The organism is Streptomyces sp. NPDC002265 (genome assembly GCF_040296125.1).
In the GTDB taxonomy this organism is placed as follows: domain Bacteria; phylum Actinomycetota; class Actinomycetes; order Streptomycetales; family Streptomycetaceae; genus Streptomyces.
Map to the genome: position 1 here is coordinate 19,555 of NZ_JBEOWS010000002.1, position 26,637 is coordinate 46,191.

Below are 26,637 nucleotides of genomic sequence, written 5' to 3' on the forward strand. Positions count from 1 at the left end.
TGCATTGCGGGGGAAGGGAATCGGGGCGTTGCCGCTGCACACGGACGATCCGAGGACGCTCGGCGGATACCGGATCGTCGACCGCCTCGGGTCCGGCGGCATGGGCGTCGTCTATCTGGGCCGCTCCCGGTCGGGCCGTGAGGTCGCGGTCAAGGTGGTGCACGCCCAGTACGCGCAGGACGACGTCTTCCGGGCCCGCTTCCGTCAGGAGATCGAGGCCGTCCGCAAGGTGAGCGGCGCCTTCACCGCCCCGGTCGTGGGCGCCGACCCGGAGGCCTCCCGGCCCTGGATGGCCACCCAGTACGTGCCCGGCCCCGCGCTCTCCGCCCTGATCCAGGACACGGGCCCGCTGAAGGGGGCGCGGCTGCGCCTGCTGGCACTGGGGCTGGTGGAGGCCCTGCGGGACATCCACCGGGCCGGGGTCGTCCACCGCGACCTCAAGCCCGGCAACGTCCTGATGGCCGAGGACGGCCCACGGGTCATCGACTTCGGCATCTCCCGCGCGGCGGAGAACCTGCCCCTCACCGAGACCGGTCATGTGATCGGCACCCCGCCGTTCATGTCGCCGGAGCAGTTCGAGGACGCCCGCTCGGTCGGACCCGCCTCGGACGTCTTCTCCCTCGGTGCGCTGCTGGTGTTCGCCGCGACCGGCAGCGGCCCCTTCGACGCCGACAGCCCCTACATGACGGCGTACCGCGTCATGCACGAGGAGCCCTCGGTGGACGCGGTCGCGGAGCCGCTGCGCTCGCTGCTGATCCGCTGCCTGGCCAAGAAGGCCGGCGACCGGCCCGGACTGGAGGAACTGGGACGGGAGTTCGCCGAGGCGCTGCCCGAGCCGGCAGCCGGCGACCGGGAGACGGTGACCCTGCGTCTGTCGCCCTCCGGCCCGCCGCGCGACAGGACCGCCCCGGCCGCCGCCGCACCCCGTCCGGACCGCCGCTCCCGGCTGCGCCGGTGGCCGGTCCTGGCGGGAACGGCGGGTGTCCTGGCCCTGGCGGTCACCGGCTACGTCCTGCTCGACCCGTTCCAGGGGAGGGACGGGAGCACGGCGTCGCGGGGGAGCACCCCGCCGGACGGCGCCGCCAGGACCTCGCCCGCGGCATCGCGCTGGGCGGCGCTGCCCGCCGGCTGGAAGCCGTGGCGGACCTCGGTCTACGGGGCCGCGCTCTCCGGCGTGACCCGGCCGGTGAACGAGGACGGGACCCTCTCCGGCCACACCCTGTCCTGCGCGATGGGCGAGGCCGCCCTGTACTGCGGAGGACAGGGCGTCTTCCCCGTCCGCGTCGACGCGTCGACGGGGAAGCTCGCCTGGCGTGCGGACTCCGTGCCCTCGGAGGCGGCACAGGAGAACTACGACAGCACGGTCCTCGGGGAGCACGACGGTGTGCTGCTGGTCCGCCAGTCGGTCGTGAGCAGCACGGGCGCCGACCGGGTGGCCAAGGTCCTGGCCCTCGACTCCGGCACCGGTGAACTGCTCTGGTCGCGCCCGATGGACGACGGCACGATCCAGCCCGCCCTCGTCGGCGATCTGCTGCTGGTGCCGGACGGCGAGCGCGTGACGGCCCGCGACCCGCGGCAGGGCACCGCGCGCTGGACCACGGACCTGCCCGCCGGGCCGGACCATTTCTGCGGGTTCCACGGGACCGGCAGCCTGGCGTACGCCGTCTGCCTCGACGCGGCCCGTTCGTCGCACACCCTGCTCTACGCCGTGGACCCGGCCGACGGCACGACCCGGAAGGTGAGCGTGCCGGACGGCGACCTCGAACACGTCGGCGACCTCGACGGTGATCCGGTCTTCCTGGAGTCCGGCGGCGGACAGGACGAGTCGGCGGCCGTGGAACCGGCGTACACCGGGGTCCTGCTGATCGACCCGGACACCGGGACCGTACGGCGCAGGAGCCTGCCCGGCAGCCCGCGCGGCGCGGCGGCGCTGGTGGGCGGCGTGCTCTGCTTCGCCTCCTCCAGCGGCCGGGTGACCGCGCACGAGCCCGCGACGGGCAAGAGGCTGTGGGCGACCGCGACCACGCTCCAGCAGCCCGGCACGCCCGTCGCCGACGAGCGGGGCCGCACCCTCTTCGCGGCCAGCGCCTCCGGACGGGCGGCCGCGCTCGACACCGCGACGGGCCGCCTGCTGTGGGAGTCCCCGGCGCGGGCCGAGCAGGTCGCCCCGACCGGTTCCCACCCGGCGCGGGTGTATCCCGACGGCGGTTCCCTGGTGGTGCTCAGCCCCGACGGGACCGTCTTCGCGCTGGACCCGGCCCACCCCGACCGGCAGGAGCCGCAGCCGGGGTGATCCGGGTCCATGGGCGGGCCGGTTACGGCAGCGCCAGCATCCGCTCCAGCGCCAGCTTCGCGAACGTCTCGGTCTCCTTGTCGACCTCGATGCGGTTGACGAGGTTGCCCTCGGCCAGCGACTCCAGGGTCCACACCAGGTGGGGGAGGTCGATGCGGTTCATGGTCGAGCAGAAGCAGACCGTCTTGTCGAGGAAGACGATCTCCTTGCCCTCGGGCGCGAAACGATTCGCCAGCCGGCGGACCAGGTTCAGCTCCGTGCCGATGGCCCACTTGGAGCCGGCCGGAGCGGCCTCCAGGGCCTTGATGATGTACTCCGTCGAGCCGACGTAGTCCGCCGCGGCCACGACCTCGTGCTTGCACTCGGGGTGCACCAGGACGTTCACGCCCGGGATGCGCTCGCGCACGTCGTTGACCGAGTCCAGCGAGAAACGGCCGTGGACCGAGCAGTGGCCGCGCCACAGGATCATCTTCGCGTCGCGCAGCTGCTCGGCGGTCAGGCCGCCGTTCGGCCGGTGCGGGTTGTAGACCACGCAGTCGTCGAGGGACATGCCCATGTCCCGCACCGCGGTGTTGCGGCCGAGGTGCTGGTCGGGCAGGAAGAGGACCTTCTCGCCCTGCTCGAACGCCCAGTCCAGCGCCTTCTTCGCGTTGGACGAGGTGCAGATGGTGCCCCCGTGCTTGCCCGTGAACGCCTTGATGTCGGCGGACGAGTTCATGTACGAGACGGGGACGACCTGCTCGGCTATGCCGGCCTCGGTCAGCACGTCCCAGCACTCCGCGACCTGCTCGGCGGTGGCCATGTCGGCCATCGAGCAGCCGGCGGCGAGATCCGGCAGGACGACCTTCTGGTCGTCGCCGGTCAGGATGTCCGCGGACTCCGCCATGAAGTGCACACCGCAGAACACGATGTACTCGGCCTCCGGGCGCGCGGCCGCGTCCCGGGCCAGCTTGAAGGAGTCGCCCGTGACGTCCGCGAACTGGATGACCTCGTCGCGCTGGTAGTGGTGCCCGAGCACGAAGACCTTGTCGCCGAGCTTCTCCTTGGCCGCGCGGGCGCGCTCGACCAGGTCCGGGTCGGACGGCGAGGGGAGGTCGCCCGGGCATTCGACGCCACGCTCGCTCTTCGGGTCGGCCTCGCGGCCGAGGAGCAGGAGGGCGAGGGGCGTCGGCTGTACGTCGAGCTCCGGGGTCTGGGCGGTGGTCACGACACGCACCCTTTCTGTTCTGCGGCTCGTCGGTCCGTGCATCGGGCCGACGCTAGTTTTCGTCTAAATGACGCTATCTATCATAACTGCTTCACGTCACTTTGACGACGGCCATAGTGTCGGTGTGACATGAATCCCGATGCGCCGTTTTCCGCTCCCTGTGTCATGTGCGAGCATGAAGAGGGATCCGAGGGTCGAAGGAACCAGCGGAACCGAAAAGACACGCGCCCGGCCCGGAATGAATCCGCGGCCCCGCCGGTTGCAACCGTCGGCAAGCAGTCTCCGTACAACCCGGGAGAGATGTAGATGTCCGTATCGGACGAGACCAGCACCGTCACCGACGGCATCATCCTGACCGACGCCGCCGCGTCCAAGGTCAAGGCCCTGCTCGACCAGGAAGGCCGAGACGACCTGGCCCTGCGTGTCGCCGTTCAGCCCGGCGGCTGCTCCGGCCTGCGCTACCAGCTCTTCTTCGACGAGCGTTCGCTCGACGGTGACGTCGTCAAGGACTTCGACGGCGTCAAGGTCGTCACCGACCGCATGAGCGCCCCGTACCTCGGCGGCGCCTCGATCGACTTCGTGGACACGATCGAGAAGCAGGGCTTCACGATCGACAACCCGAACGCGACCGGCTCCTGCGCCTGCGGCGACTCCTTCAGCTGAGCCGCCCGGGCCGCCCTCGGGCGACCCGGACGACACGAAAAGGCGGCGGCCCCCACCGAGGGGGCCGCCGCCTTTCGCCGTCGCCGTGTCCTACTGCGGCTGCGCCGACGCATCCGGCAGCCGCGCCCCCGCCTTCTCGTACGGGATCTCCCTGCCGTCCGACCCGACGACCTTCCGGCCGCCCAGCGGCTCGTCCAGCCGTACGGTCTGCTGGAAGATCTTGGCGATCTTGATGCAGATCTTGTTGGGCCACGGCTTCTCGGTCACCGTCACGGTCACCCGGTCCGCGCTCTCCACCGCCGTCGCCTCGTAGTCGGCGCACACCCCGCCGGTGTAGCGCACCGCGAGGCCGCCGTCCTCGACCGTGTAGTCCTGCACCTGCACGTCGCGCGAGGCCGGTGCCGCCGTGGTCGGGCCGGCCGACACGGACGGGGTCAGATAGTCCGGCTCCACCGCCGGATAGGTCACCGTGAAGGCGTCCTGGGCGCCCGACCCACGGGCCGAGAACAGCCACGACGGGACCAGCGCCAGCCGCTCGTCCACCCGGTGCACCGCCAGCCCGAACACCGCGTCCTCGACCGTGACCGTGGTGCGCCCGCCGGCGCCCGAGGCCGTCGACGAGCCGCACGGCTGCTCCAGCCGGTCCTTCAGCGGTACGGGGCTCGCGCAGCCGCCGATGCCCATCCGGTGGTCCGTGCCGGGGGCCTTGTTCAGCAGGTCCAGCGCCTCCCGCGCGCTCACCGCGGGGTACACGTCCCCCTTCAGCGGCTTCGTCAGCTGCCCGGTGCCGCCGACCAGCTCGCCCTGCGCGCCGACGGTCAGCCCGGTGGTCAGGCCGTAGGTGGGCAGTCCGCCGACCACCGGATCGGCGTTCACCGTCCGCTGGGCACCCATGACCTGGCTCGCGTCCACCTTGGCGTCGTCCTGGCCCAGCGCCTTAAGAACCGGCGCGGCCGCCTTCCTCGCCGCCGCCTCGCTCACCGGGTCGGTGGCCGGGACCGCGGGGTCCTGTATGCACAGGGTCCGCTTCTGACAGTTGTCGGTGCCCGGTGCGTAACGGCTGAAGGTCCAGGTGCCGGGCGCCGCCCTGTCCACCCGCAGGACCGGGCCCGCGCCGTCCTTGCCCGTGCCGACCTGCCAGACCGTGCCCTGCGCCACCGGTGTCCCGTCGATCCCGAGCGCCTTCGCCAGGCGGGCCACCTCGTCCCGGGTGACCTGGCCCGTGGCCCAGTACACCGGCGCCGAGCCGGGGCCGTCGGGCAGCGTCCCGGCGGCCCGGTACGTCACGCCGTACGGATTGGGCTCACCCGGCGCGATGCCGTTCGCGGCGCCCCCGGTGCCCGACGTGCCGGGGGCGGAGTAGCCGTCGAGGGCCAGCGGCGCGGGGGTGCCGTCGCCCGCGGACGCGCCGGAACCCGTACGGCCGCCGGACGCGCTCGCGGCGAGGTACGCGCCCCCGCCCCCGACGAGCAGCACGGCGGCCGCGACCGAGGCGACGACCGCGGGCGAGCGCCGCCGGGAGACCGGACGGTCCTCGTGGCTTCCGTCACCGTCCTCGCTCCCGGACCGGACCTCGGGGTCGCGGACCGTCTCGGAGACCCGTTCGGCCGCACCTCCGACGGCCACCTCGGTGGAGGCGTCCTCGCGGGAGGCGGTGCCGGCGGGGCTGCCGTCGGCAGGGCTGTCCTCGGCGGAGGAGACCTCGACGGGGTCGGCCTCGGCGGAGGCGGGTTCGACCGGGCCGGCCTCGGCAGGTGCGTCCCCGACGGGGGCTGCCCCGTCCTTGCCGGCCTCGGCAGGGGCCGCCTCGGCCGCGGCGTCGGCACGGTCCTCGGCACCGGGCTCGGCGTCGCCCGAGTCGGCACCGGCTCCCACCCGCGCCTCGGGGTCGACATCGTCCTCGGCGTCGGCCCTGGCATCCGTCCCGATCCCGGCCTCGGCATCCGCCCCGGTCTCGGCATCAGCCTCGGCCTCGGGCTGGGCATCTGCCCCGGCATCTGCCCCGGTCTCGGCATCAGCCTCGGCCTCGGGCTGGGCATCTGCCCCGGCATCCGCCCCGGTCTCGGCATCAGCCTCGGCCGCGGCCTCGGGCTGGGCATCTGCCCCGGCCGAGGCCCGGACCGCTTCCTTCTCACCGGCGGTCTCGGCGGCGCCCGGCTCGCGTGCGGCGTCGTCGTTGTCGGGTCGCTCGGTGTCCACCGCATCGCTCCTTCGGCTGCTGTCCTCATGGCCAACCCTGACCCGGCCCTGTCAAGATGGGCGGCGGAGGGGTCGTACCCCGCATCCCCTCTACGGGGGACGCCGATGGGACGCAGCGGGGGAGCGCACGGTTCCCCGGAACGCGCCGACGCGGAATCCGGGCGCCGCTCAGTCCCCGTAGTCCGACATCGCGTCCAGCAGCCGAGCCGACGCCGACGGCACGGTCACGCCGTGGATGAGCGACGGGGACACCGGGAGGGAGGTGAACCGGTCGGGGGCCGCCCAGTGCGGCACCATCCGGGCACAGTCACCGCGCAGCGACGCGAGGCCGCCCTCCAGGTCCGCCGGGGCGGGGGCACAGCGCTTGAGGTTCGTCATAGCGGCACCGTATGCACGACTCGGGCCGCGAAGAAAGATCTACTATCGGGTAGTTTCGTACGCTTCAAGGTGAGCCCGCCGACCGGGTAGCGTGAACTGTCAATGCCCCTCCCCCCAGGAGAGTCCACGCCGTGCGCATCGCAGTCACCGGCTCCATCGCCACCGACCACCTCATGACCTTCCCCGGCCGCTTCGCCGACCAGCTCGTCGCGGACCAGCTGCACACGGTCTCGCTCTCCTTCCTGGTCGACAACCTCGACGTACGCCGTGGCGGCGTCGGCGCGAACATCGCCTTCGGCATGGGACAGCTCGGCACGGATCCGATCCTGGTCGGCGCCGCCGGCTCGGACTTCGACGACTACCGGGCCTGGCTCGACCGGCACGGCGTCGACACCGATTCGGTGCGCATCTCCGAGACGCTGCACACCGCCCGCTTCGTGTGCACCACCGACGCCGACCACAACCAGATCGGCTCCTTCTACACCGGCGCGATGAGCGAGGCCCGCCTCATCGAGCTGAAGACCGTCGCCGACCGCGTGGGCGGTCTCGACCTGGTCCTGATCGGCGCCGACGACCCGGAGGCGATGCTCCGGCACACCGAGGAGTGCCGCACCCGGTCCATCGCGTTCGCCGCCGACTTCTCCCAGCAGATCGCCCGGATGAACGGCGACGAGATCCGGACCCTGCTGGAGGGAGCGACGTACCTCTTCTCCAACGAGTACGAGAAGGGGCTCATCGAGTCCAAGACCGGCTGGAGCGACGAGGAGATCCTCGCCAGGGTCGGCCACCGCGTCACGACCCTCGGCTCGCGCGGTGTGCGCGTCGAGCGGGTCGGCCAGGACCCGATCGAGGTCGGCTGCCCCGACGAGGAGCGCAAGGCCGACCCCACCGGCGTCGGCGACGCCTTCCGGGCCGGCTTCCTCTCCGGCCTGGCCTGGGGCGTCGGCCTGGAGCGCGCCGCCCAGGTCGGCTGCATGCTCGCCACACTGGTCATCGAGACGGTCGGCACCCAGGAGTACCAGCTGCGCCGCGGCCACTTCATGGAGCGCTTCACCAAGGCCTACGGCGACGAGGCCGCCGCCGAGGTGCGCGAGCACCTGTCCTGACCCGGCACGGCCGCTGACCGGCCCCTCTTCCACGGCAGGCCCCGGGATCCGATCCCGGGGCCTGCCGCGGTCAGGACACCCGGCGGACCACGTACGCCGAGCCGCGCTCCGCCGGCTCCTCGCCGACGTACTCCTGCCCCCGCATCTCGCACCACGCCGGGATGTCGAGCCGGGCCGCCTCGTCGTCGGAGAGCACCCGGACCGTGCCGCCCACCGGCACCTCGCCGAAGACCTTCGCCAGCTCGATCACGGGGATCGGGCACCGCCTCCCCAGCGCGTCGACCACCAGCGCGTCGCCCTGCTGCGTGCCGACCACCGGAGCGTCGCCCTCCGGCCCGCCGCCCTCCGGCCCGCCGCCCTCCGGCCCGCCGCCCTCCGGCCCGCCGGCCACCGGCGCCCCCGCCACCGGCGCGGCAGCGTCCACGACCGCCGGTGCGGCGGGTGCGGCAGGCGCGGCGGGTGCGCCGAGCTCCTCGCGCACCGCCGCCACCGTGCCAGGGAGCACCGACAGGAACCGCTCGACCTCCTCGGCCGGCGTGCCGTACGGCAGCGACACCCGGACGTTGCCCTCGCTCAGCACCCCCATCGCCCTGAGCACATGGCTCGGCGTCAGCGTGCTGCTCGTGCAGGACGATCCGGACGACACGGAGAAGCCCTCCCGGTCCAGCGCGTGCAGCAGGGCCTCCCCGTCGACATAGAGGCACGAGAACGTGACGATCCCGGGCAGCCGCCGCGCCGGATCGCCGACCACCTCCACGTCCGGGACGAGCGACGGCACCCGCGTCCGGATCCGGTCCGTCAGCTCCCGCAGCCGTACCGCCTCCTGCTCCGCCTCGGCGCGCACCGCCCGCAGCGAGGCCGCCGCCGCCACGATCGCCGGGATGTTCCCGAAGCCGCCCGCCCGCCCCGACTCGCGCTCGTCGGCCGGGCCTTGGGAGGCGAACCGCACCCCCTTGCGGACCACCAGCAGCCCGACCCCGGACGGGCCGCCCCATTTGTGCGCACTGCCCGTCAGTACCGACCAGTTGCCCGGCACCCGGCCCCAGCCGAGCGACTGCGCGCCGTCCACCAGCAGCGGGACCCCCGCCTCCCGGCACAGCTCGGCCACCGCGGCCACCGGTTGCTCGGTACCCACCTCGTGATTGGCCGACTGGAGACAGGCCAGCGCGGTGTCCGGCCGCAGGGCCTCGCCGTACGACCCGGCCGTCGCCTCGCCGGTCCGCAGCACCGGCACCCGGGTCACCGAACCGCCCGCGGCCTCGTGCGCCTCGGCCGAATGGAGTACCGAAGAGTGTTCGACCTCCGACACGATCAGGTGGTTTCCCACGCGGCGTCGGCCCGTCAGCACCCCCGCGATCCCCGCGTGCACCGCCCGGGTGCCGGAGGAGGTGAACGTCAGCTCGTCCGGCCGGCAGCCGACGGCGTCGGCCGCCGCCTCCCGCGCCGCGTCCAGCAGCAGCCGCGCCCGCCGACCCTCCCGGTACAGCCGCGTGGGGTCGGCCCACCCCTCGTCGAGGGAGGCCGCCAGGGCCTGGCGGGCAACGGGATGCAGGGGAGCGGCCGATGCGGCGTCGAAGTAGGACACACCGCAACGCTAAGCGCCCCGGCCGCCCGCGCCGAACCGCCCCCGCGGGCGGGTCGCGCCGGTGGCCGTCCCGCCCGGGACCACCCGACCTGCGCAATGCCCCGAACTCCCGTCAGAAAACAGCCGCAGCAGGACAACCCACCCCCTTCGGGGGGACCGGCGGCGCGTTGGCCACCCTCCCCGCGCGACCCCAAAACGCGTCCAGTAGGGTTTGGTCCGCATAAACATCCAAACCCCTGCCCGACGCAGGGCGGCGACCGACCAGCGAGAAGGCCGCAGCCGAACAGCGCGGGCGAGACTCTCGGGAAGGCGCTACGTGAGTCCCAACGGCTCCGACCGCTCGCCGCGGCGCCCGATGCGGCGGAAGCTGCTGCAGGCAATGACTGCGGGCCTGGTCCTGGCGACAGCCACTGGTTGCTCGTACAACTGGGAAGACTTCCCCCGCCTTGGTATGCCCACCCCGGTCACAGACGAGGCTCCGCGGATCCTCTCCCTCTGGCAGGGCTCGTGGGCGGCCGCGCTCGCCACCGGCGTGCTGGTCTGGGGCCTGATCCTGTGGGCGACCGTGTTCCACCGGCGCAGCCGGACCAAGGTCGAGGTTCCTCCGCAGACCCGGTACAACATGCCGATCGAGGCCCTGTACACAGTGGTCCCGATCATCATCGTCTCGGTGCTGTTCTACTTCACCGCCCGTGACGAATCGAAGCTCCTCAGCCTCAAGCAGAAGCCCGACGTCACTGTGAACGTCGTCGGCTTCCAGTGGAGCTGGGGCTTCAACTACATCGAGAACGTCGACGGTTCCACCGGTGACGCGAAGACCGACAAGAACCTGGCCGCCATCCCGGACCGGTTCAAGGCGGACTTCCCGGCGAACGCCGGCGGCGTCTACGACGTCGGCACGCCCGGCACGCGCAACCCGCAGACGGGCAACCCCGGTCCGACGCTGTGGCTGCCCAAGGGCGAGACCGTTCGCTTCGTCCTCACCTCGCGTGACGTCATCCACTCCTTCTGGGTGGTGCCGTTCCTGATGAAGATGGACGTCATCCCCGGTCACACGAACTCCTTCCAGGTGACGCCCAACCAAGAGGGCACCTTCATGGGCAAGTGTGCCGAGCTCTGCGGCGTCGACCACTCCCGGATGCTGTTCAACGTGAAGGTCGTCTCCCCCGAGCGTTACCAGCAGCACCTCAAGGACCTCGCCAAGAAGGGGCAGACCGGTTACGTTCCCGCCGGCATCGCGCAGACGAGCCACGAGAAGAACCGGGAGACGAACAACCTGTGAGCATCGTCAACGAACCTCAGGGCGCCGCGGCGGCCGGAGCCTCGTACTACGAGGACGAACTGCCCGTACGGCGCAAGCAGCCCGGTAACGTCGTGATCAAGTGGCTCACCACCACTGACCACAAGACGATCGGCACGCTCTATCTGGCCACGTCCTTCGCGTTCTTCTGCATCGGTGGCGTCATGGCGCTGCTCATGCGTGCGGAGCTGGCCCGGCCTGGTCTGCAGATCATGTCGAACGAGCAGTTCAACCAGGCGTTCACGATGCACGGCACGATCATGCTGCTGATGTTCGCGACGCCGCTGTTCGCCGGTTTCACGAACTGGATCATGCCGCTCCAGATCGGTGCCCCGGACGTCGCGTTCCCGCGGCTGAACATGTTCGCCTACTGGCTCTACCTGTTCGGCTCGCTCATCGCGGTGGGTGGCTTCCTCACCCCGCAGGGTGCGGCCGACTTCGGCTGGTTCGCCTACTCCCCGCTGTCGGACGCGGTCCGCAGCCCGGGCGTCGGCGCCGACATGTGGATCATGGGTCTGGCCTTCTCCGGCTTCGGCACGATCCTCGGCGCGGTCAACTTCATCACCACGATCATCTGCATGCGCGCACCCGGCATGACGATGTTCCGCATGCCGATCTTCGTGTGGAACGTGCTGCTGACGGCCGTTCTGGTCCTGCTGGCCTTCCCGGTGCTGGCCGCGGCCCTGTTCGCGCTGGAGGCGGACCGAAAATTCGGCGCCCACGTCTTCGACGCGTCCAACGGCGGAGCCCTGCTATGGCAACACCTCTTCTGGTTCTTCGGCCATCCAGAGGTGTACATCATCGCGCTGCCGTTCTTCGGCATCATCAGTGAGATCATCCCGGTCTTCTCCCGCAAGCCGATGTTCGGCTACATGGGCCTGATCGCCGCGACGATCTCGATCGCCGGTCTGTCCGTGACGGTGTGGGCCCACCACATGTACGTCACCGGCGGAGTGCTGCTGCCGTTCTTCTCCTTCATGACGTTCCTCATCGCCGTTCCGACCGGCGTGAAGTTCTTCAACTGGATCGGCACGATGTGGAAGGGGTCGCTGAGCTTCGAGACCCCGATGCTGTGGGCGGTCGGCTTCCTGATCACCTTCACCTTCGGTGGTCTGACCGGTGTCATCCTGGCGTCGCCGCCGATGGACTTCCACGTCTCGGACTCGTACTTCGTGGTGGCGCACTTCCACTACGTCGTGTTCGGCACGGTCGTCTTCGCGATGTTCGCCGGCTTCCACTTCTGGTGGCCGAAGTTCACCGGCAAGATGCTCGACGAGCGCCTCGGCAAGATCACCTTCTGGACGCTGTTCGTCGGCTTCCACGGCACCTTCCTGGTCCAGCACTGGCTGGGTGCCGAGGGCATGCCCCGTCGTTACGCCGACTACCTGGCGGCCGACGGCTTCACCGCCCTGAACACGGTCTCCACGATCAGCTCGTTCGTCCTCGGTCTGTCGATCCTTCCGTTCTTCTACAACGTGTGGAAGACCGCCAAGTACGGCAAGCCGGTCGGCGTGGACGACCCGTGGGGCTACGGCCGCTCGCTGGAGTGGGCCACGTCCTGCCCGCCGCCGCGCCACAACTTCCTCACCCTGCCGCGGATCCGCAGCGAATCCCCGGCGTTCGACCTGCACCACCCTGAGATCGCCGCGCTCGAGCTGGAGCACGCCGCCCACGGTGGCGCCATCACGGACGGCAAGGAGGCCGGCAAGTGAAGATCCAGGGCAAGATGTTCATGTGGCTGAGCGTCTTCGTCCTCGCCATCGCGATCGTCTATGGCGTGTGGTCGAAGGAGCCGGCCGGTACCACGGCGCTCTTCCTGGCCTTCGGCCTGTGCATCATGATCGGCTTCTACCTGGGCTTCACCGCCCGGCGGGTCGACGCGGGTGCGCAGGACAACAAGGAGGCGGACGTCGCGGACGACGCCGGCGAGCTGGGCTTCTTCAGCCCGCACAGCTGGCAGCCGCTGTCCCTGGCCGTCGGTGGCGCCCTGGCCTTCCTGGGCGTCGCGATGGGCTGGTGGCTGCTGTACTTCTCGGCTCCGCTGATCCTGCTGGGCCTGTGGGGCTGGGTCTTCGAGTACTACCGCGGTGAGAACCGCACCCAGTGACACGCGCTGACCCCAGGTCAGCCTCTGCACCACCCGGGAGCCCGGATCCTCCGTCAGGAGGATCCGGGCTCCTGTGTTTGCCGGAAGCCGGGTCCCTCTTAAGGGTTACTCAGCGCGCCGGTGCCGGTGAAGCTTCCTAGCGTGATGCCATGAGCCTTTCAGCCCGTCCTCGCACCACCGTCGGCTGCGCGCTGCTGGTGATCGCCCTCTGCGCGGGCGTCACCGCCTGCGGCGCGGACGGAGACCCGCTCTCCGCCCGGCCCTACGACGCGGACCCGGAGGTCGCCGTCAACGCCCCGACGGAGACCGGCGAGAAGGCCGACCCGGACAAACCCCTAGAGGTCACCGCCGAGGACTCCGACGGGCGCCTCACGGACGTCACGGCCGTCGACACGTCGGGCCGCTACGTGGCGGGCGAACTGTCCGCGGACGGCAGCCGCTGGCACAGCACCGCGCCGCTCGCCGCCGACACCCGCTACACGGTGCGGGTGAGCACCGAGGACGACGACGGGGCGCCCGGCCGCAAGGTCCTCACCTTCCACACCGGCCGGCCCACGGGCAAGGCCCGGCAGACCGTGGACGTCCTCTTCACCCCCAGGTCGGGCCTGTACGGCGTCGGCCAGCCGGTCGTCGCGCAGCTCAGCGTGCCCGTCAAGGACAAGGGTCAACGGGCCGTCGTCGAACGGGCCCTGAAGGTGGATTCCACACCCCGGGTGGACGGCTCCTGGTTCTGGGTGAACGACAAGGAACTGCACTACCGGCCCAAGGACTACTGGCCCGCCCACGCGACCGTCCAGGTGCACAGCAACCTGGCGGGGATGCGCATCGGCGACCGGCTGTGGGGCGGCAAGGCGGCACCCCTGAAGCTCACCACGGGCGACCGCGTCGTCGCCGTCGCGGACTCGGCGGCGCACCAGTTGACGGTCTACAAGAACGACCGGCCGATCAACCAGATCCCCGTCACCACCGGCAGGCCCGGCTTCGACACCCGCAACGGCATCAAGGTCATCCTGGAGAAGCAGCGCATGGTACGCATGCGCGGCACCACGATCGGCATCCAGGAGGGCACCTCGGACTCCTACGACCTGCCCGTCTACTACGCCTCGCGGATCACCTGGAGCGGCGAGTACGTGCACGCCGCCCCCTGGTCGGTGGGCTCCCAGGGCTCCGAGAACGTCAGTCACGGCTGCATCGGCATGAGCACCAGCAACGCGGAGTGGTTCTTCAACACCGTCCACGAGGGCGACGTCGTCCAGGTCGTCAACTCCGACGGCCACCAGATGGAGCCGTTCGGCAACGGCTTCGGCGACTGGAACGTCACCTGGGACAAGTGGCGCAGCGGCAGCGCGCTGCAGGACGGCGCCCCGGAGAGCCCCCGGCCCGAGGACACGGCGAGGCTGCGCCCGACGCCGGTGTGACCCCGCCGGGGGGCGCCGGGACCGGCACCATCACCCGGCCGGGGGAACGAGGGGGGCGTGAGGGGCCGTCAGGGACCGGCCGTCACCGGCCGACCGGATCTCGTCCCGTGGGGAACCCCGCGCCCCGTCCTGACTACGCGCTCAGCAGCCTCTTGCGGCGCAGCAGAGCGGCCAGCGACCCCGCGAACTCCACCGGATCCACCGGGAGCGTCACAGCGGCGTCGGCGCGGCTCCAGGTGGCCAGCCAGGCGTCCTGCGGCCGCCCGATGAGCAGCAGCACCGGCGGGCACTCGAACACCTCGTCCTTGATCTGCCGGCACAGGCCCATGCCGCCCATCGGCACGGCCTCACCGTCGAACACGCAGACGTCGATGCCGCCCCGGTCCATCTCGGTCAGCACCGCGGCCGGGGTGGCGCACTCCACGAACTCGACCTGGGGCACGTCGGGAGCGGGCCGGCGTCCGGCCGCGAGCCGCACCTGTTCGCGGGTGTTGGAATCGTCGCTGTAGACCAGCACCGTGGCGGTCGGCTGCATGTTTCCTCCGAGACGTCAGCGTCGTACGGACAGAACCGGTGCGGCGGATGCTACTCCCTTGAACAGGCTGTCAACACCTGTTGGAACACCGCTTCGATGGGCCATACGGGCACTACACACGCTGGGAACACTCCGAACGGCACCCCCCGGAGTGAGGGCGGGATAAGGGACCGACATAATGTCGGTCGTGGCGACAGCAACGACAGTAGAAACCGGGCACGCGCACCCGTCGGTCAACCGGCCGAACCTCGTCAGCGTAGGAACCATCATCTGGTTGAGTTCCGAGCTGATGTTCTTCGCGGCCCTCTTCGCGATGTACTTCACCCTGCGATCGGTGACGGGTCCCGACCACTGGAAGGAAATGGCGTCCGCCCTGAACTTCCCGTTCTCGGCGACGAACACCACGATCCTGGTGCTCTCCTCCCTCACCTGCCAGCTCGGCGTCTTCGCCGCCGAGCGAGGTGACGTGAAGAAGCTCCGGGGCTGGTTCATCGTCACCTTCATCATGGGTGCGATCTTCATCGGCGGTCAGATCTACGAGTACACCGAGCTGGTGAAGAAGGACGGGCTCTCGCTCTCCTCCGACCCGTACGGCTCGGTGTTCTACCTGACCACCGGCTTCCACGGCATGCACGTGACGGGCGGCCTGATCGCTTTCCTGTTCGTCCTCGGCAGGACGTACGCGGCCAAGAGGTTCACCCATGAACAGGCGACCGCGGCCATCGTCGTGTCCTACTACTGGCACTTCGTCGATGTCGTCTGGATCGGCCTCTTCGCCACGATCTACATGATCAAGTAGCCGGGCCCGATCCCGCGCACCTTCCAGAAGCATCGACGCAGAAGATCCTGACACCGGGGTAATCCGTGAAAAAGCTCTCCGCACGACGACGCCATCCGCTGGCGGCGGTCGTCGTCCTACTCCTCGCGCTGGCGGCCACTGGGGGGCTGTACGCCGCGTTCGCGCCCGCGAGCAAGGCGCAGGCCGATGAAACCTCCCAGTCCCTCGCCATCGACGAGGGCAAGAAGCTCTACGCCGTGGGCTGCGCCAGCTGCCACGGCACCGGCGGTCAGGGCACCTCCGACGGTCCGAGCCTGGTCGGCGTCGGCGCCGCGGCCGTCGACTTCCAGGTCGGCACCGGCCGTATGCCTGCGGCGACCTCCCAGGGTCCGCAGGTGGTGAAGAAGAAGAACATCTACAGCCAGGCCCAGATCGACCAGCTCGCGACCTACATCGCGTCGCTGGGCGCCGGCCCGAACGTCCCCACCTCGGCCCAGTACGGCCCCGAGGGCGCGGACATCGCCAAGGGCGGCGAGCTCTTCCGCACCAACTGCGCGCAGTGCCACAACTTCACCGGCAAGGGCGGTGCCCTCACGGAGGGCAAGTTCGCGCCGGACCTGGAGGGTGTGGACCCGAAGCACATCTACGAGGCCATGCAGACCGGCCCGCAGAACATGCCTTCGTTCCCCGACACGACCCTGTCGGAGCAGAACAAGAAGGACATCATCGCGTACCTGAACGCGGTCAACAGCGATGAGACGGTGAACCCCGGCGGTCTCGAACTGGGCGGCCTCGGGCCGGTCAGCGAGGGTCTGTTCGCGTGGATCTTCGGTCTCGGCGCCCTGGTCGCGGTCGCCGTCTGGGTCGCCGCTCGGACCGCAAAGGCCAAGAAGTCATGAGTAGCCAAGACATTCCAGAAGAGAACCTGCCCGCTGAGCAGGCCCACGCGCACGGCGCCGTGGACGTCGCGGACGAGCAGAACCCGTTCGCCGACCCGGGGCTGCCGCCCCACGAGCACCGGATCCAGGACATCGACGAGCGGGCCGCCAAGCGGTCCGAGCGTACGGTCGCCTTCCTGTTCACGCTGTCGATGCTGGCCACCGTCGGCTTCATCGCGTCGTACGTGACGATCCCGCAGGACAAGTCGATCTTCGTGTTCCCGATCGGTCACATCAGCGCGATGAACTTCGCGCTGGGCCTGACCCTCGGCACGGCGCTGTTCTGCATCGGCGCGGGCGCGGTCCACTGGGCCCGCACCCTGATGTCCGACGTGGAGGTCGCCGACGAGCGTCACCCGATCGAGGCGTCCCCCGAGGTCCGCGCGAAGGTCTTCGCGGACTTCAAGGAAGGTGCCGCGGAGTCCGCGCTCGGCCGTCGCAAGCTGATCCGCAACACGATGTTCGGTGCGCTGGCGCTGTTCCCGCTCTCCGGTGTCGTCCTGCTGCGCGACCTCGGGTCGCTGCCCGAGGACAAGATGCGGCACACCCTGTGGTCCAAGGGCAAGCTCCTCGTCAACATGAACACGAACCAGCCGCTGCGCGCTTCGGACGTGGCCGTCGGTTCGCTCACCTTCGTCAAGCCCGAGGGCCTGGAGGAGACCGACGAGGAGTTCCAGAACGAGATCGCCAAGGCGGCCGTGATGATCGTCCGGCTCCAGCCCGACGACATCAAGGACAAGCAAGAGCTCGAGTGGTCGCACGACGGCATCGTCGCGTACTCGAAGATCTGCACCCACGTCGGTTGCCCGATCTCCCTGTACGAGCAGCAGACGCACCACGTGCTCTGCCCCTGCCACCAGTCCACCTTCGACCTGTCCGACGGCGCCCGGGTGATCTTCGGTCCCGCCGGTCACGCCCTGCCGCAGCTGCGCATCGGCGTGAACCCCGAGGGCTACCTCGAGGCGCTCGGCGACTTCGCAGAGCCCGTCGGCCCTGCCTTCTGGGAGCGCGGATGAGCACTACGACCACCACCGAGTCCCGCTCCCGCGGGAAGGCGCCGGCCGGCGAGCGGATCGCCGACTGGGCCGACGGCCGGCTGGGGATCTACTCCCTGGCCAAGGCCAACATGCGCAAGATCTTTCCCGACCACTGGTCGTTCATGCTGGGTGAGGTCTGCCTCTACAGCTTCCTGATCATCATCCTCACGGGTGTGTATCTGACGCTGTTCTTCCACCCCTCGATGAACGAGGTGGTGTACCACGGCAGCTACGTCCCGCTCCAGGGACAGCTGATGTCCGAGGCGTTCAGCTCGACCCTGCACATCTCCTTCGAGGTGCGCGGTGGTCTGCTCATCCGGCAGATCCACCACTGGGCGGCGCTGATCTTCCTCGCCGGCATGTTCGTGCACATGATGCGCGTGTTCTTCACCGGCGCGTTCCGCAAGCCGCGTGAGATCAACTGGCTGTTCGGCTTCCTGCTGTTCGTCCTGGGCATGTTCACCGGCTTCACCGGTTACTCGCTCCCGGACGACCTGCTCTCCGGCACCGGTGTCCGCTTCACCGAGGGCGCGATCCTGTCCATGCCGATCGTCGGCACGTACATCTCGTTCTTCCTCTTCGGCGGGGAGTTCCCGGGCCACGACTTCGTGGCGCGGTTCTACTCGATCCACATCCTGCTGCTGCCGGGCATCATGCTCGGCCTGGTCGTGGGCCACCTGATCCTGGTCTTCTACCACAAGCACACGCAGTTCGCGGGCCCCGGCAAGAGCAACAAGAACGTCGTCGGCATGCCGCTGCTGCCGGTCTACATGGCCAAGGCCGGAGGCTTCTTCTTCCTGGTCTTCGGTGCCATCGCGGCCATCGCGGCGATCGCGCAGATCAACCCGATCTGGGCCATCGGCCCCTACCGTCCGGACCAGGTGTCGACCGGCGCCCAGCCCGACTGGTACATGGGCTTCGCCGAGGGTCTGATCCGCTACATGCCGGGCTGGGAGATCAACCTCTGGGGCCACACGCTGGTCCTGGGCGTGTTCATCCCGCTGGTCCTGTTCGGTGTCGTCCTCGCCGCGCTGGCGCTCTACCCCTTCATCGAGGCGTGGATCACCGGCGACAAGCGCGAGCACCACATCCTGGACCGCCCGCGCAACGCCCCGACGCGTACGGCCCTGGGCAGCGCCTGGGTCACGATGTACATGATCACGCTGGTCGGCGGTGGCAACGACCTGTGGGCCACCCACTTCCACCTGTCGATCAACTCGATCACCTGGTTCGTCCGGATCTTCTTCTTCGTCGGACCGGTCATCGCGTACATCGCCACCAAGCGGATCTGCCTCGGCCTGCAGCGCCGGGACCGGGACAAGGTGCTGCACGGTCGCGAGACCGGCACCATCAAGCGCCTGCCGCACGGTGAGTTCGTCGAGATCCACGAGCCGCTCAGCCAGGAGCAGCTGCACACCCTCACCGCGCACGAGCAGTACCAGCCGCTCGACCTCGGCCCGGCGGTCGACGAGAACGGCGTCGAGCGCAAGCTGAAGGGCTCGCAGAAGCTGCGCGCCAAGATCAGCAAGGCCTACTTCGACGAGGACGGCCAGATCGAGAAGCCGACTGCCGACGAGTACAAGGAGATCACGAGCGGCCACGGCCACCACTGATCGCTGCGCTCGCCACGCGCACACAAGGACCCCGTCCGGTCTTCGGACGGGGTCCTTCGCCGTGTCCGGCGCTGGATAGGCTGTAGTGGAGTCTGTACGTGTCTACGAACCAGGAGCGGCTGATGAGCGCTGTGACCCCCGCTGGAGGCGACACCGCGGCGGGCCGTTCCTGGCCCGCGGTACTGAACGGTCTGCTGGAGGGCCGCGACCAGAGCGCCGAGAGCACCGCCTGGGCGATGGACCGGATCATGCGCGGCGAGGCCACCGACGCGCAGATCGCCGGGTTCGCGGTGGCACTGCGGGCCAAGGGCGAGACCGTCCAGGAGATCACGGGTCTGGTCCAGGCGATGTACGCGCACGCCAACGTGATCCAGGTGCCGGGCGACACCGTCGACATCGTGGGCACCGGCGGCGACGGCGCGAAGACGGTGAACATCTCCACGATGTCCTCGATCGTCATCGCGGGCACCGGTGCCAAGGTCGTCAAGCACGGCAACCGCGCCGCCTCGTCGGCGTCGGGCGCCTCGGACGTCCTGGAGAAGCTCGGGGTCAACCTCGAACTGACCCCGCAGCGGGTGGCGGAGGTCGCCGAGGAGGCCGGGATCACCTTCTGCTTCGCGGTGAAGTTCCACCCGGCACTGCGCCATGTGGCGGCCGCCCGTGGCCAGTTGGGCATCCGGACGGTGTTCAACTTCCTGGGTCCGCTGACCAACCCGGCGAAGGTGCGCGCCCAGGCGGTCGGCGTCGCCGATCCGCGGGTGGCGCCGATCATCGCGGGTGTCTTCGCCGAGCGCGGCAACTCCTCGCTGGTGTTCCGCGGCGACGACGGCCTGGACGAGCTGACCACGACCGCCACCTCCCGGGTGTGGGTCGTGCGCGACGGCAAGGTGACCGAGGAGGCCTTCGACCCGCGGGACGTCGGTATCGAACCGGTGCCGGTGGAGGCGTTGCGCGGCGCCGACGCCTCGTACAACGCCGATGTGGCCCGGCGGCTGCTGAACGGCGAGAGCGGCCCGGTGCGGGACGCCGTGCTGCTGAACTCCGCGGCGGCGCTGGTGGCGCTGCGGCCCGGCTCCGGGAGCCTGGCCGAGCAGCTGCGGGCCGGCATGGACAGGGCGGCGGAGTCGATCGACTCCGGCGCGGCCCGGCGGACGCTGGAGCGCTGGGTGGCCGTCAGCAACGCCTGATCCGCCCCGACCGGCCGCGGGCCACGCGAGGCGCAGTCCACGATCCGGACTGCGCCTTGCGCTTGCGTGGCCGTGTGGCAGGATCTGAACCAGGTCATGAGTGACAGTCATGAGGCCCCGGCCGACTGTCCGGCAACCCTCCGTCCGTGGCGGGGTGCCCCGGGTGAGGACCAGGTCGTAGGCAGCGAGGTCTACGGCAAGCGCGGACCCCTCGACGGCTCGTGAACGAGCCCAGCACCAGGGGTCCTGGTCATCGAGGGAGCCCCCTGTGAGCAAGCGAATGCGTTAGGGCGTGTCTGCCCCTTCCCGCCTGCCCCGCGACGCCATCACGCACTCTCGCCGCAGCGGGCGCAGTCCCACGTACATCCAGTACGAGGGACCACGCCCGGCACGCCGAGAGCACGCACCTGACGCCGCGAGGCCCGCCCTCCGGGCGGACGACGGGAAGGGGCGGCCAAGCCCTAGGGCGCCGAGCCCCGCCTCCGCACACCCCTTTTCATTTCTCCGCGCTCGAGCTCAGGTGCTCGCGTGGTGATTCCGCCTTGCCGCTCACGGGAGTTCCCCATGTCCGTCTCCACCGCTGCCCCCGCCCAGACCGTTTGTTCCCCGCTGGCCGTTCTGGGACGTGATGTCACCGTTCCGCTCGTCACGGGCGGCGAAGTCACCTATGCCGCGCTCGACTACGCGGCCAGCGCCCCCGCCCTCCAGCGCGTCTGGGACGACGTGGCGGCGTACGCCCCGTACTACGGCAGCGTCCACCGCGGCGCCGGCTACCTCTCGCAGCTGTCCACGGACCTCTTCGAGAGCGCCCGCCGCACGGTCGCGGAGTTCCTCGACTGCCGCGACGGCGACCAGGTCGTCTTCACCCGGTCCACCACCGACTCCCTCAACCTGCTGGCGGCCGCGCTCCCGGCCGGCTGCGAGGTCTTCGTGTTCGAGACCGAGCACCACGCCTCGCTGCTGCCCTGGAAGGACGCCCGGGTCACCTACCTCGACGCCCCGCGCACCCCGCACCAGGCGGTGCAGAGCCTGGAGCGCGCCCTGGCAGACCGCGACCCGTACGGCCCGGCGCTGGTCTGCGTCACCGGCGCCTCGAACGTCACGGGCGAGCTGTGGCCGGTGCGCGAGCTGGCGGCGGCGGCCCACGCGCACGGCGCCCGGATCGTCCTGGACGCCGCCCAGCTGGCCCCGCACCACCCGGTCTCGGTCCGCGACCTCGACGTCGACTGGGTCGCCTTCTCCGGCCACAAGCTGTACGCGCCGTTCGGCTCCGGCGTCCTGGCCGGCCGCGCGGACTGGCTGCGCGAGGCCGAGCCGTACCTCGCCGGCGGCGGCGCGAGCCGGCGGGTGACCCGGCGCGCGGACGGGGGAGTGGACGTGGAGTGGCACGACAGCGCCGCCCGCCACGAGGCCGGCTCGCCGAACGTGATCGGCGCCTACTCCATCGCTTCCGCCTGCAAGGCCCTCACCGAGGCGGGCTTCGACACGCTCGTCGCCCGTGAGCGGCACCTGATCGACACCGTCCGGGCGGGCCTCGCCGAGGTGCCCGAGGTGCGGATCCTGTCCCTCTTCGGCGACGACGCCCCGCGGGTCGGGGTGATCTCCTTCGTGGTGGAGGGCTGGAACAGCTCCCACTTCGCGGCCGCCCTCTCCGCCGAGTACGGCATCGGCGTGCGCGACGGCCTCTTCTGCGCCCACCCGCTGGTGCGCACCCTGCTGGGCAGTGACCCGGGCAGCCAGGGCGAGTGCGGCGCGCCCGAGGCCGCGCCGGGCGAGAAGTCCCTCAACGCCATCCGGGTGAGCTTCGGCGCGGGAACGCCGGACGAGCACGTGGAGCGGTTCGTGACCGCGGTGCGGGAACTGGTCAGGGACGGCGCGAAGTGGCAGTACCGGACCGAGGACGGCCGCTGCGTGCCCGCGGTCTGACCGGGTCCGTGCGCGGTGCCGTCCTGGCCGACCGCGCGGTTCCCCGCGCCCCCGAGGCCACCTGCCCGCAGGCGGGCCCAAGGGCGCGGGGAACCGCGCGCTCGGCCGCCGCCGGTCCGCGGGGAGGGACTCAGCTGTCGAGGCCGATCGCGAACGCCGCCTCCAGGTCGTGCTGGGAGTAAGTGCGGAACGCGACGTGCGTGTCCGTGCCCTCGACGCCGGGGATCTTGCTGATCCGGCCCGGGATGACCTCCGCCAGGTCCTCGTGCCGGGCCACCCGCACCATCGCGATCAGGTCGTAGGTGCCGGTGACGGAGAAGACCTCGCTGACGGAGTCCAGCGCGGCGATCGATTCCGCGATCTCGGGGATCCGGTCCACGCTGGTCTTGATAAGGACGATCGCGGTGATCACGGTTGGTTCTCTCTCTCGGCCGGGGGCCTCACTCTATGACGTGATCCCGAACCCACCAAGGCCGTGACGGCCCGCCGTGCCGGTCAGCCGCCGTCGCCCGTGGCGGGCCTGATCCGCCGGGCCGGGCCGCGGCTGCGGCCGAACCGCAGCCACGCGTACCCGAAGCCCGCGCCGAAGCCCAGCAGGTGGGCCAGATAGGCCACGCCCGGGCCCTGGCTGGCGCGGCCCGCCGCCACCCACTGCACGGCCGCCCAGAAGGGCAGCACGACCCATGCCGGGAAGCGCAGCGGCAGGAAGAACAGGAACGGCAGCAGGCTGGTCACCCGGGCCCTGGGGAACAGGTAAAGGAACGCGCCGAGGACCGCGGAGATCGCTCCGGAGGCGCCGACCAGGGACTGCTCGGAGCCCGCGTTGGCGGCCGCGTAGCCGAGCAGTGCCAGGTAGCCGCAGCCGACGTAGAAGAGGGTGAACTCCACGCGGCCCATCCGTTCCTCGGTCATCGCCCCGAAGACGTGGAGGAAGAGCATGTTGCCGAGGAGGTGGACCCAGCTGCCGTGGACGAACAGGGCGCTGGCCGGTGTCAGGGCCTGCCCGGCGGCGTCCCGGAACAACTCGGCCGGGACCACTCCCCAGTGGCGGAAGTAGGCCCGCTGGGCGGCCGACAGCGCGGCGCCGGTGCCGTACCCGGGATTGAAGCCGGAGGCCGGGCCGATCAGGAAGACGAGGCAGCACAGGGCGATCAGCCCGTACGTCACGGGCGCCGACGGCCTCCGGATCGCGCTGCCCGTGGTTGCGTTCCAGTCGCTGATCATGAACACAGAGCATGACGTACGGGGACGCATCGGCACAGACCGCCTCGCCGCCGTGGATGGGTGGGCGGCGAGTACCCGCCAGGCCGTAGGGTTACGAGCCACATGTTCCGGGGAGAGCCCGGTGCATCACGGACAATGGACAGAAGGAAGGCGAGCAGCCCTGATGACGGTTCCCCTGCCGACCGCCTCGACACGGTGGCGCTGCACCCTCTGCGGCAACCTGACGCGTTTCGACGTGACCCGCTCGTCGAAGGTGGTGGAGTACGTCCACCTCGACCTCGCGGGACAGCCGAGCGTGGAGGAGCGCGAGGTGGTCAGTGAGACCATCGAGTCGGTGCGCTGCCGCTGGTGCAACGCCGTCGACCAGGTGGAACTCGTGGACAGGCCGGGCGCCGGCTCCTGACGGAGCGGCCCCGCACGGATATTGGGGTGTGACGGATGGTGGAGACCGCAGGCGGGGGGCCGGGCGACGGCGCCGCCGAGGTGCTCGACCGTCCGCTGCCCGACGGGGTGCGGCGCCGGGTCGTGCAGATCGTCTCGGACGGCTTCGGCGGGCTGGTGCTGGCCGAACTGCCCGCCCAGTTGCGACAGTACGCCCGATTCGCCCCGAATCGCCGGGCCAAGTTCGCCGGTAACGCCATGGCGGCAGCGCTGGAGTCGGACGCGCTCTTCCGGCAGCGCATCGCCGAGAAGTTCAGGGAGGCGCAGCCCGAACTCTCCGGCGCCCTCGAATCCGGTTCGCCGCCCCCGGCCGCGGACCCCCTGGACGTGGCGGCCGCGGCCTATGTGCTGCGGCCGGTCGGCTGGGTGAAGCTGGTGGCCGCGGCCGGCGAGGAGGCGCTGCGCGCGGACGCCGAGCGGGCCGACGAGGAGAGCCGGGCCGAGCTGGAACGGCTGCGCGAGGAGCTCGACCGGGCCCGTGAGCACGGCCGGACCGAGACCGAGCGGCTGCGGGCCGAGCTGGACGCCTCGAAGCGGGAGGCCGAGTCGCTGCACCGCAAGCTGCGTTCGGCCCTCAGCGACGTCAAGCGCGGCGAGGCGGCGCTGCGCAAGGTGCACGGCGAGACCGAGGCCGCGCGGGCCGAGGCGCAGGCACAGGTGTCCGCCGCCGAGAGCGAGTCCCGGCGGCTGAAGGCGCGCCTCGGCGAGGCGGAGGCGGCACTGGAGGCCACCCGCAGGGCGGCCCGCGAGGGGCGCAGCGTCGAGGACATGCGGGTGCGGCTGCTGCTGGACACGGTGCTCGACGCGGCCCAGGGACTGCGCCGGGAGCTGGCGCTGCCGCCGGTGTCGGTGCGGCCCGCGGAGACCGTGGACGCGGTCGAGCCCGGCCGGATGACCCCGAAGGACATCGCCAACCGGGCGCTGTCGGAGCACGATCCGGCGATCCTCGACCAGTTGCTCGCGCTGCCCCAGGCGCATCTGGTCGTCGACGGCTACAACGTCACCAAGACCGGCTATCCCCAGATGCCGCTGGAGAAGCAGCGGCTGCGGCTGCTCGGGCAGCTCTCGCAGCTCGCCGCGCAGACCGGCGCCGAGGTCACCTGTGTCTTCGACGGAGCCGAACTCGTCGCGCCGGTGCTGCTGGCGCCGCCGCGCGGAGTGCGGGTGCTGTTCTCCAAGCCGGGTGTCACCGCCGACGAGCTGATCCGTCAGCTGGTGCGGGCCGAGCCCCCGGGCCGGCCGGTCATCGTCGCCTCGACCGACCGTGAGGTGGCCGACGGGGTGGCCCGGGCGGGCGCGCGGCCGGTGGCTTCGGCGGTCCTCCTCAAGCGCCTGTCCTGAACGTCAAGTTCCGGAACCAATGCCCGAATTGACGGAGTCGTCACGCAACGTAGCGTCAATCGAGTATCACTGCATGTGAGTTGCGGGCAAAGAATGCGGTGCGTAACCGGGATTTTTCGCCGGAGGATTTGAACTGATCACAGGAACATCACTAAGGTCAGGTTTCGAATCTCCGTACGTCTTCTCACCCGGAAGAAGGAGCTCGTCTCCGTGGCGTCCCACCGTCGACCGAAGCAGCCGAGTCGTGCACGCGTGACCGTGCTGACCACCGCAGCCGCCGCCGCCGTGGTGCTGAGCGCCCAGGGCGCCAACGCCGCGCCGAGCGAGAAGCCCACCAAGGACGAGGTCAAGTCCAAGGTCGACAAGCTCTACGAAGAGGCGGAGCAGGCCACCGAGAAGTACAACGGGGCCAAGGAGAAGCAGGAGAAGCTCCAGAAGGAGATCTCCACCATCCAGGACAACGTCGCGCGCGGTCAGGGCGACCTGAACGAGCTGCGCGACAGCATGGGCCTGGCGGCCGCGGCCCAGTACCGCACCGGGTCCATAGACTCCTCCCTCCAGCTCTTCCTGTCGGCCGACCCGGACGACTACCTCGACAAGGCCTCCACGCTCGACCAGTTGAGCGGCCAGCAGGTCGAGGCGCTGAAGAAGATCCAGGAGAAGCAGCGCGAGCTCGCCCAGGAGCGCGCCGAGGCCTCCGACAAGCTCAAGGACCTGGCCTCCACCCGTACGGAGCTGGGCAAGAAGAAGAAGGAAGTCCAGGCCAAGCTGGCCGAGGCGCAGAAGCTCCTCAACACGCTGACGGCCAAGGAGAAGGCCGCCCTCGCCGAGGCCGACGCGCGCGCCAGCCGCTCCGCCAGCGCCCGGGTCGACCTGGGCAACGAGACCAGCGCCTCCGGCCGGGCCGCCGCCGCGTTCTCCGCCGCGCAGAGCAGGATCGGCTCGCCCTACGTCTACGGCGCGACCGGCCCGTCCTCCTTCGACTGCTCGGGCCTGACGTCCTGGGCCTACGCCCAGGCCGGCGTCTCCATCCCGCGCACCTCGCAGGCCCAGGCCAACGCCGGTACGCGCATTTACTCGCAGAGCGACCTCCAGGTCGGCGACCTCGTCATCTTCTACGGCGACCAGCACCACGTCGGCCTGTACGCGGGCAACGGCCAGGTGCTGCACGCCCCCCGCACCGGCACCGTCGTGCGCTACGAGTCGATCGGCAACATGCCGTTCCAGTTCGGCGTCCGTATCTGACCCGCAGCCCCGAGCCCCTTCGGGAGCGGTCGGCGCAGCACTGATCGGGACCGCCCGATCGGGCGAATTGCGACACCGCCAAGTGAACCCACGCCCCGCCGGTGACCTGCGTCAGC

General features: G+C 70.6%; 23 protein-coding genes and 1 riboswitch. Of the genes, 16 read left to right on the top strand and 7 right to left on the bottom strand.

Annotated elements, in window-relative coordinates:
- Window positions 1–28 precede the first annotated feature (28 nt).
- Complete coding sequence (locus ABT085_RS00510) at window positions 29–2,293, top strand: serine/threonine-protein kinase (protein WP_351599977.1); 2,265 nt, start codon at window positions 29–31, stop codon at window positions 2,291–2,293.
- Window positions 2,294–2,315: 22 nt separating this feature from the next.
- On the opposite strand, the gene nadA is transcribed toward ABT085_RS00510, so the two are convergent.
- Entirely contained in the window at window positions 2,316–3,500 is a 1,185-nt protein-coding gene (nadA, locus tag ABT085_RS00515; RefSeq protein ID WP_351599979.1) for a quinolinate synthase NadA, read from the bottom strand.
- Between the two features lie 306 nt (window positions 3,501–3,806).
- On the opposite strand from nadA, the gene erpA reads away from it, so the two are divergent.
- Entirely contained in the window at window positions 3,807–4,163 is a 357-nt protein-coding gene (gene erpA, locus ABT085_RS00520; RefSeq protein WP_351599981.1) for an iron-sulfur cluster insertion protein ErpA, read from the top strand.
- A 90-nt stretch (window positions 4,164–4,253) separates the two neighbouring features.
- Here the strand turns inward: erpA and ABT085_RS00525 are convergent, their stop codons facing one another.
- Both ABT085_RS00525 and ABT085_RS00530 read right to left on the bottom strand, forming a co-directional pair.
- Complete coding sequence (locus ABT085_RS00525; protein WP_351599983.1) at window positions 4,254–6,362, bottom strand: hypothetical protein; 2,109 nt, start codon at window positions 6,360–6,362, stop codon at window positions 4,254–4,256.
- A gap of 168 nt (window positions 6,363–6,530) precedes the next feature.
- Window positions 6,531–6,740, bottom strand: coding sequence for a hypothetical protein (locus tag ABT085_RS00530; protein ID WP_351599985.1), 210 nt, complete (start codon window positions 6,738–6,740; stop codon window positions 6,531–6,533).
- Window positions 6,741–6,871: 131 nt separating this feature from the next.
- On the opposite strand from ABT085_RS00530, the gene ABT085_RS00535 reads away from it, so the two are divergent.
- Window positions 6,872–7,846 carry a carbohydrate kinase family protein gene (locus ABT085_RS00535; protein WP_351599987.1) on the top strand — a complete coding sequence of 325 codons (975 nt, stop codon included), beginning with the start codon at window positions 6,872–6,874 and terminating at the stop codon, window positions 7,844–7,846.
- 70 nt (window positions 7,847–7,916) lie between these two features.
- Here the strand turns inward: ABT085_RS00535 and ABT085_RS00540 are convergent, their stop codons facing one another.
- Window positions 7,917–9,431 (bottom strand): cysteine desulfurase/sulfurtransferase TusA family protein, encoded by a 1,515-nt coding sequence (locus ABT085_RS00540; protein WP_351599989.1) that lies wholly within the window; start codon window positions 9,429–9,431, stop codon window positions 7,917–7,919.
- 316 nt (window positions 9,432–9,747) lie between these two features.
- Here ABT085_RS00540 and ctaC point away from each other — a divergent pair, with 316 nt between their 5' ends.
- The 4 genes from ctaC (at window position 9,748) to ABT085_RS00560 (ending at window position 14,256) form a co-directional block, all read left to right on the top strand.
- Entirely contained in the window at window positions 9,748–10,713 is a 966-nt protein-coding gene (ctaC, locus tag ABT085_RS00545; protein WP_351599991.1) for an aa3-type cytochrome oxidase subunit II, read from the top strand.
- Complete coding sequence (gene ctaD, locus ABT085_RS00550) at window positions 10,710–12,443, top strand: aa3-type cytochrome oxidase subunit I (RefSeq protein ID WP_351599993.1); 1,734 nt, start codon at window positions 10,710–10,712, stop codon at window positions 12,441–12,443. Before ctaC ends, ctaD begins: the two co-directional genes overlap by 4 nt.
- On the top strand, window positions 12,440–12,838 hold the full coding sequence (locus ABT085_RS00555; protein WP_351599995.1) for a cytochrome c oxidase subunit 4: 399 nt from the start codon (window positions 12,440–12,442) through the stop codon (window positions 12,836–12,838). The genes ctaD and ABT085_RS00555 overlap by 4 nt, the downstream gene beginning before the upstream one ends.
- A 149-nt stretch (window positions 12,839–12,987) precedes the next feature.
- A complete protein-coding gene (locus ABT085_RS00560) occupies window positions 12,988–14,256 on the top strand; it encodes a L,D-transpeptidase (RefSeq protein WP_351599997.1) in 1,269 nt (422 codons plus the stop codon).
- A gap of 133 nt (window positions 14,257–14,389) precedes the next feature.
- Here the strand turns inward: ABT085_RS00560 and ABT085_RS00565 are convergent, their stop codons facing one another.
- The gene (locus ABT085_RS00565) at window positions 14,390–14,791 is read right to left on the bottom strand and encodes a response regulator (RefSeq protein ID WP_351599999.1); all 402 of its coding nucleotides are present in this window, start codon (window positions 14,789–14,791) and stop codon (window positions 14,390–14,392) included.
- Between the two features lie 178 nt (window positions 14,792–14,969).
- Here ABT085_RS00565 and ctaE point away from each other — a divergent pair, with 178 nt between their 5' ends.
- The 6 genes from ctaE (at window position 14,970) to ABT085_RS00595 (ending at window position 22,270) form a co-directional block, all read left to right on the top strand.
- Window positions 14,970–15,590 (top strand): aa3-type cytochrome oxidase subunit III, encoded by a 621-nt coding sequence (ctaE, locus tag ABT085_RS00570; protein ID WP_351600001.1) that lies wholly within the window; start codon window positions 14,970–14,972, stop codon window positions 15,588–15,590.
- Window positions 15,591–15,655: 65 nt separating this feature from the next.
- Entirely contained in the window at window positions 15,656–16,468 is an 813-nt protein-coding gene (gene qcrC / locus ABT085_RS00575; RefSeq protein ID WP_351600003.1) for a cytochrome bc1 complex diheme cytochrome c subunit, read from the top strand.
- The gene (gene qcrA / locus ABT085_RS00580) at window positions 16,465–17,523 is read left to right on the top strand and encodes a cytochrome bc1 complex Rieske iron-sulfur subunit (protein ID WP_351600005.1); all 1,059 of its coding nucleotides are present in this window, start codon (window positions 16,465–16,467) and stop codon (window positions 17,521–17,523) included. Before qcrC ends, qcrA begins: the two co-directional genes overlap by 4 nt.
- On the top strand, window positions 17,520–19,157 hold the full coding sequence (gene qcrB, locus ABT085_RS00585) for a cytochrome bc1 complex cytochrome b subunit (RefSeq protein WP_351600007.1): 1,638 nt from the start codon (window positions 17,520–17,522) through the stop codon (window positions 19,155–19,157). The genes qcrA and qcrB overlap by 4 nt, the downstream gene beginning before the upstream one ends.
- Window positions 19,158–19,279: 122 nt before the next feature.
- Window positions 19,280–20,344, top strand: coding sequence for an anthranilate phosphoribosyltransferase (gene trpD, locus ABT085_RS00590; RefSeq protein WP_351600009.1), 1,065 nt, complete (start codon window positions 19,280–19,282; stop codon window positions 20,342–20,344).
- A 92-nt stretch (window positions 20,345–20,436) separates the two neighbouring features.
- Window positions 20,437–20,553: riboswitch (SAM riboswitch) on the top strand.
- A 355-nt stretch (window positions 20,554–20,908) separates the two neighbouring features.
- Complete coding sequence (locus ABT085_RS00595; protein WP_351600011.1) at window positions 20,909–22,270, top strand: aminotransferase class V-fold PLP-dependent enzyme; 1,362 nt, start codon at window positions 20,909–20,911, stop codon at window positions 22,268–22,270.
- A 130-nt stretch (window positions 22,271–22,400) separates the two neighbouring features.
- On the opposite strand, the gene ABT085_RS00600 is transcribed toward ABT085_RS00595, so the two are convergent.
- Together ABT085_RS00600 and ABT085_RS00605 are read right to left on the bottom strand one after the other, a co-directional pair.
- Complete coding sequence (locus ABT085_RS00600) at window positions 22,401–22,682, bottom strand: Lrp/AsnC family transcriptional regulator (protein ID WP_351600013.1); 282 nt, start codon at window positions 22,680–22,682, stop codon at window positions 22,401–22,403.
- An 83-nt stretch (window positions 22,683–22,765) separates the two neighbouring features.
- Window positions 22,766–23,494, bottom strand: coding sequence for a rhomboid family intramembrane serine protease (locus ABT085_RS00605; RefSeq protein ID WP_351600015.1), 729 nt, complete (start codon window positions 23,492–23,494; stop codon window positions 22,766–22,768).
- A gap of 163 nt (window positions 23,495–23,657) precedes the next feature.
- Between ABT085_RS00605 and ABT085_RS00610 the strand changes: the two genes are divergently transcribed.
- The 3 genes from ABT085_RS00610 to ABT085_RS00620 all read left to right on the top strand — a co-directional run bounded on the left by ABT085_RS00610 (window position 23,658) and on the right by ABT085_RS00620 (window position 26,521).
- Window positions 23,658–23,897 carry a hypothetical protein gene (locus ABT085_RS00610; RefSeq protein ID WP_351600017.1) on the top strand — a complete coding sequence of 80 codons (240 nt, stop codon included), beginning with the start codon at window positions 23,658–23,660 and terminating at the stop codon, window positions 23,895–23,897.
- 35 nt (window positions 23,898–23,932) lie between these two features.
- Window positions 23,933–25,276 carry an NYN domain-containing protein gene (locus ABT085_RS00615; RefSeq protein WP_351600019.1) on the top strand — a complete coding sequence of 448 codons (1,344 nt, stop codon included), beginning with the start codon at window positions 23,933–23,935 and terminating at the stop codon, window positions 25,274–25,276.
- Between the two features lie 210 nt (window positions 25,277–25,486).
- On the top strand, window positions 25,487–26,521 hold the full coding sequence (locus ABT085_RS00620; RefSeq protein ID WP_351600021.1) for a C40 family peptidase: 1,035 nt from the start codon (window positions 25,487–25,489) through the stop codon (window positions 26,519–26,521).
- Window positions 26,522–26,637 lie beyond the last annotated feature (116 nt).

Coding starts and splice junctions, on each gene's coding strand:
- ABT085_RS00605 (WP_351600015.1), bottom strand. CDS start 23,494: ATGATCAGCGACTGGAACGCAACCACGGGCAGCGCGATCCGGAGGCCG.
- ABT085_RS00595 (WP_351600011.1), top strand. CDS start 20,909: ATGTCCGTCTCCACCGCTGCCCCCGCCCAGACCGTTTGTTCCCCGCTG.
- ctaE (WP_351600001.1), top strand. CDS start 14,970: ATGTCGGTCGTGGCGACAGCAACGACAGTAGAAACCGGGCACGCGCAC.
- trpD (WP_351600009.1), top strand. CDS start 19,280: ATGAGCGCTGTGACCCCCGCTGGAGGCGACACCGCGGCGGGCCGTTCC.
- ABT085_RS00565 (WP_351599999.1), bottom strand. CDS start 14,791: ATGCAGCCGACCGCCACGGTGCTGGTCTACAGCGACGATTCCAACACC.
- ABT085_RS00560 (WP_351599997.1), top strand. CDS start 12,988: ATGAGCCTTTCAGCCCGTCCTCGCACCACCGTCGGCTGCGCGCTGCTG.
- ABT085_RS00610 (WP_351600017.1), top strand. CDS start 23,658: ATGACGGTTCCCCTGCCGACCGCCTCGACACGGTGGCGCTGCACCCTC.
- erpA (WP_351599981.1), top strand. CDS start 3,807: ATGTCCGTATCGGACGAGACCAGCACCGTCACCGACGGCATCATCCTG.
- ABT085_RS00615 (WP_351600019.1), top strand. CDS start 23,933: ATGGTGGAGACCGCAGGCGGGGGGCCGGGCGACGGCGCCGCCGAGGTG.
- ABT085_RS00530 (WP_351599985.1), bottom strand. CDS start 6,740: ATGACGAACCTCAAGCGCTGTGCCCCCGCCCCGGCGGACCTGGAGGGC.
- qcrB (WP_351600007.1), top strand. CDS start 17,520: ATGAGCACTACGACCACCACCGAGTCCCGCTCCCGCGGGAAGGCGCCG.
- qcrA (WP_351600005.1), top strand. CDS start 16,465: ATGAGTAGCCAAGACATTCCAGAAGAGAACCTGCCCGCTGAGCAGGCC.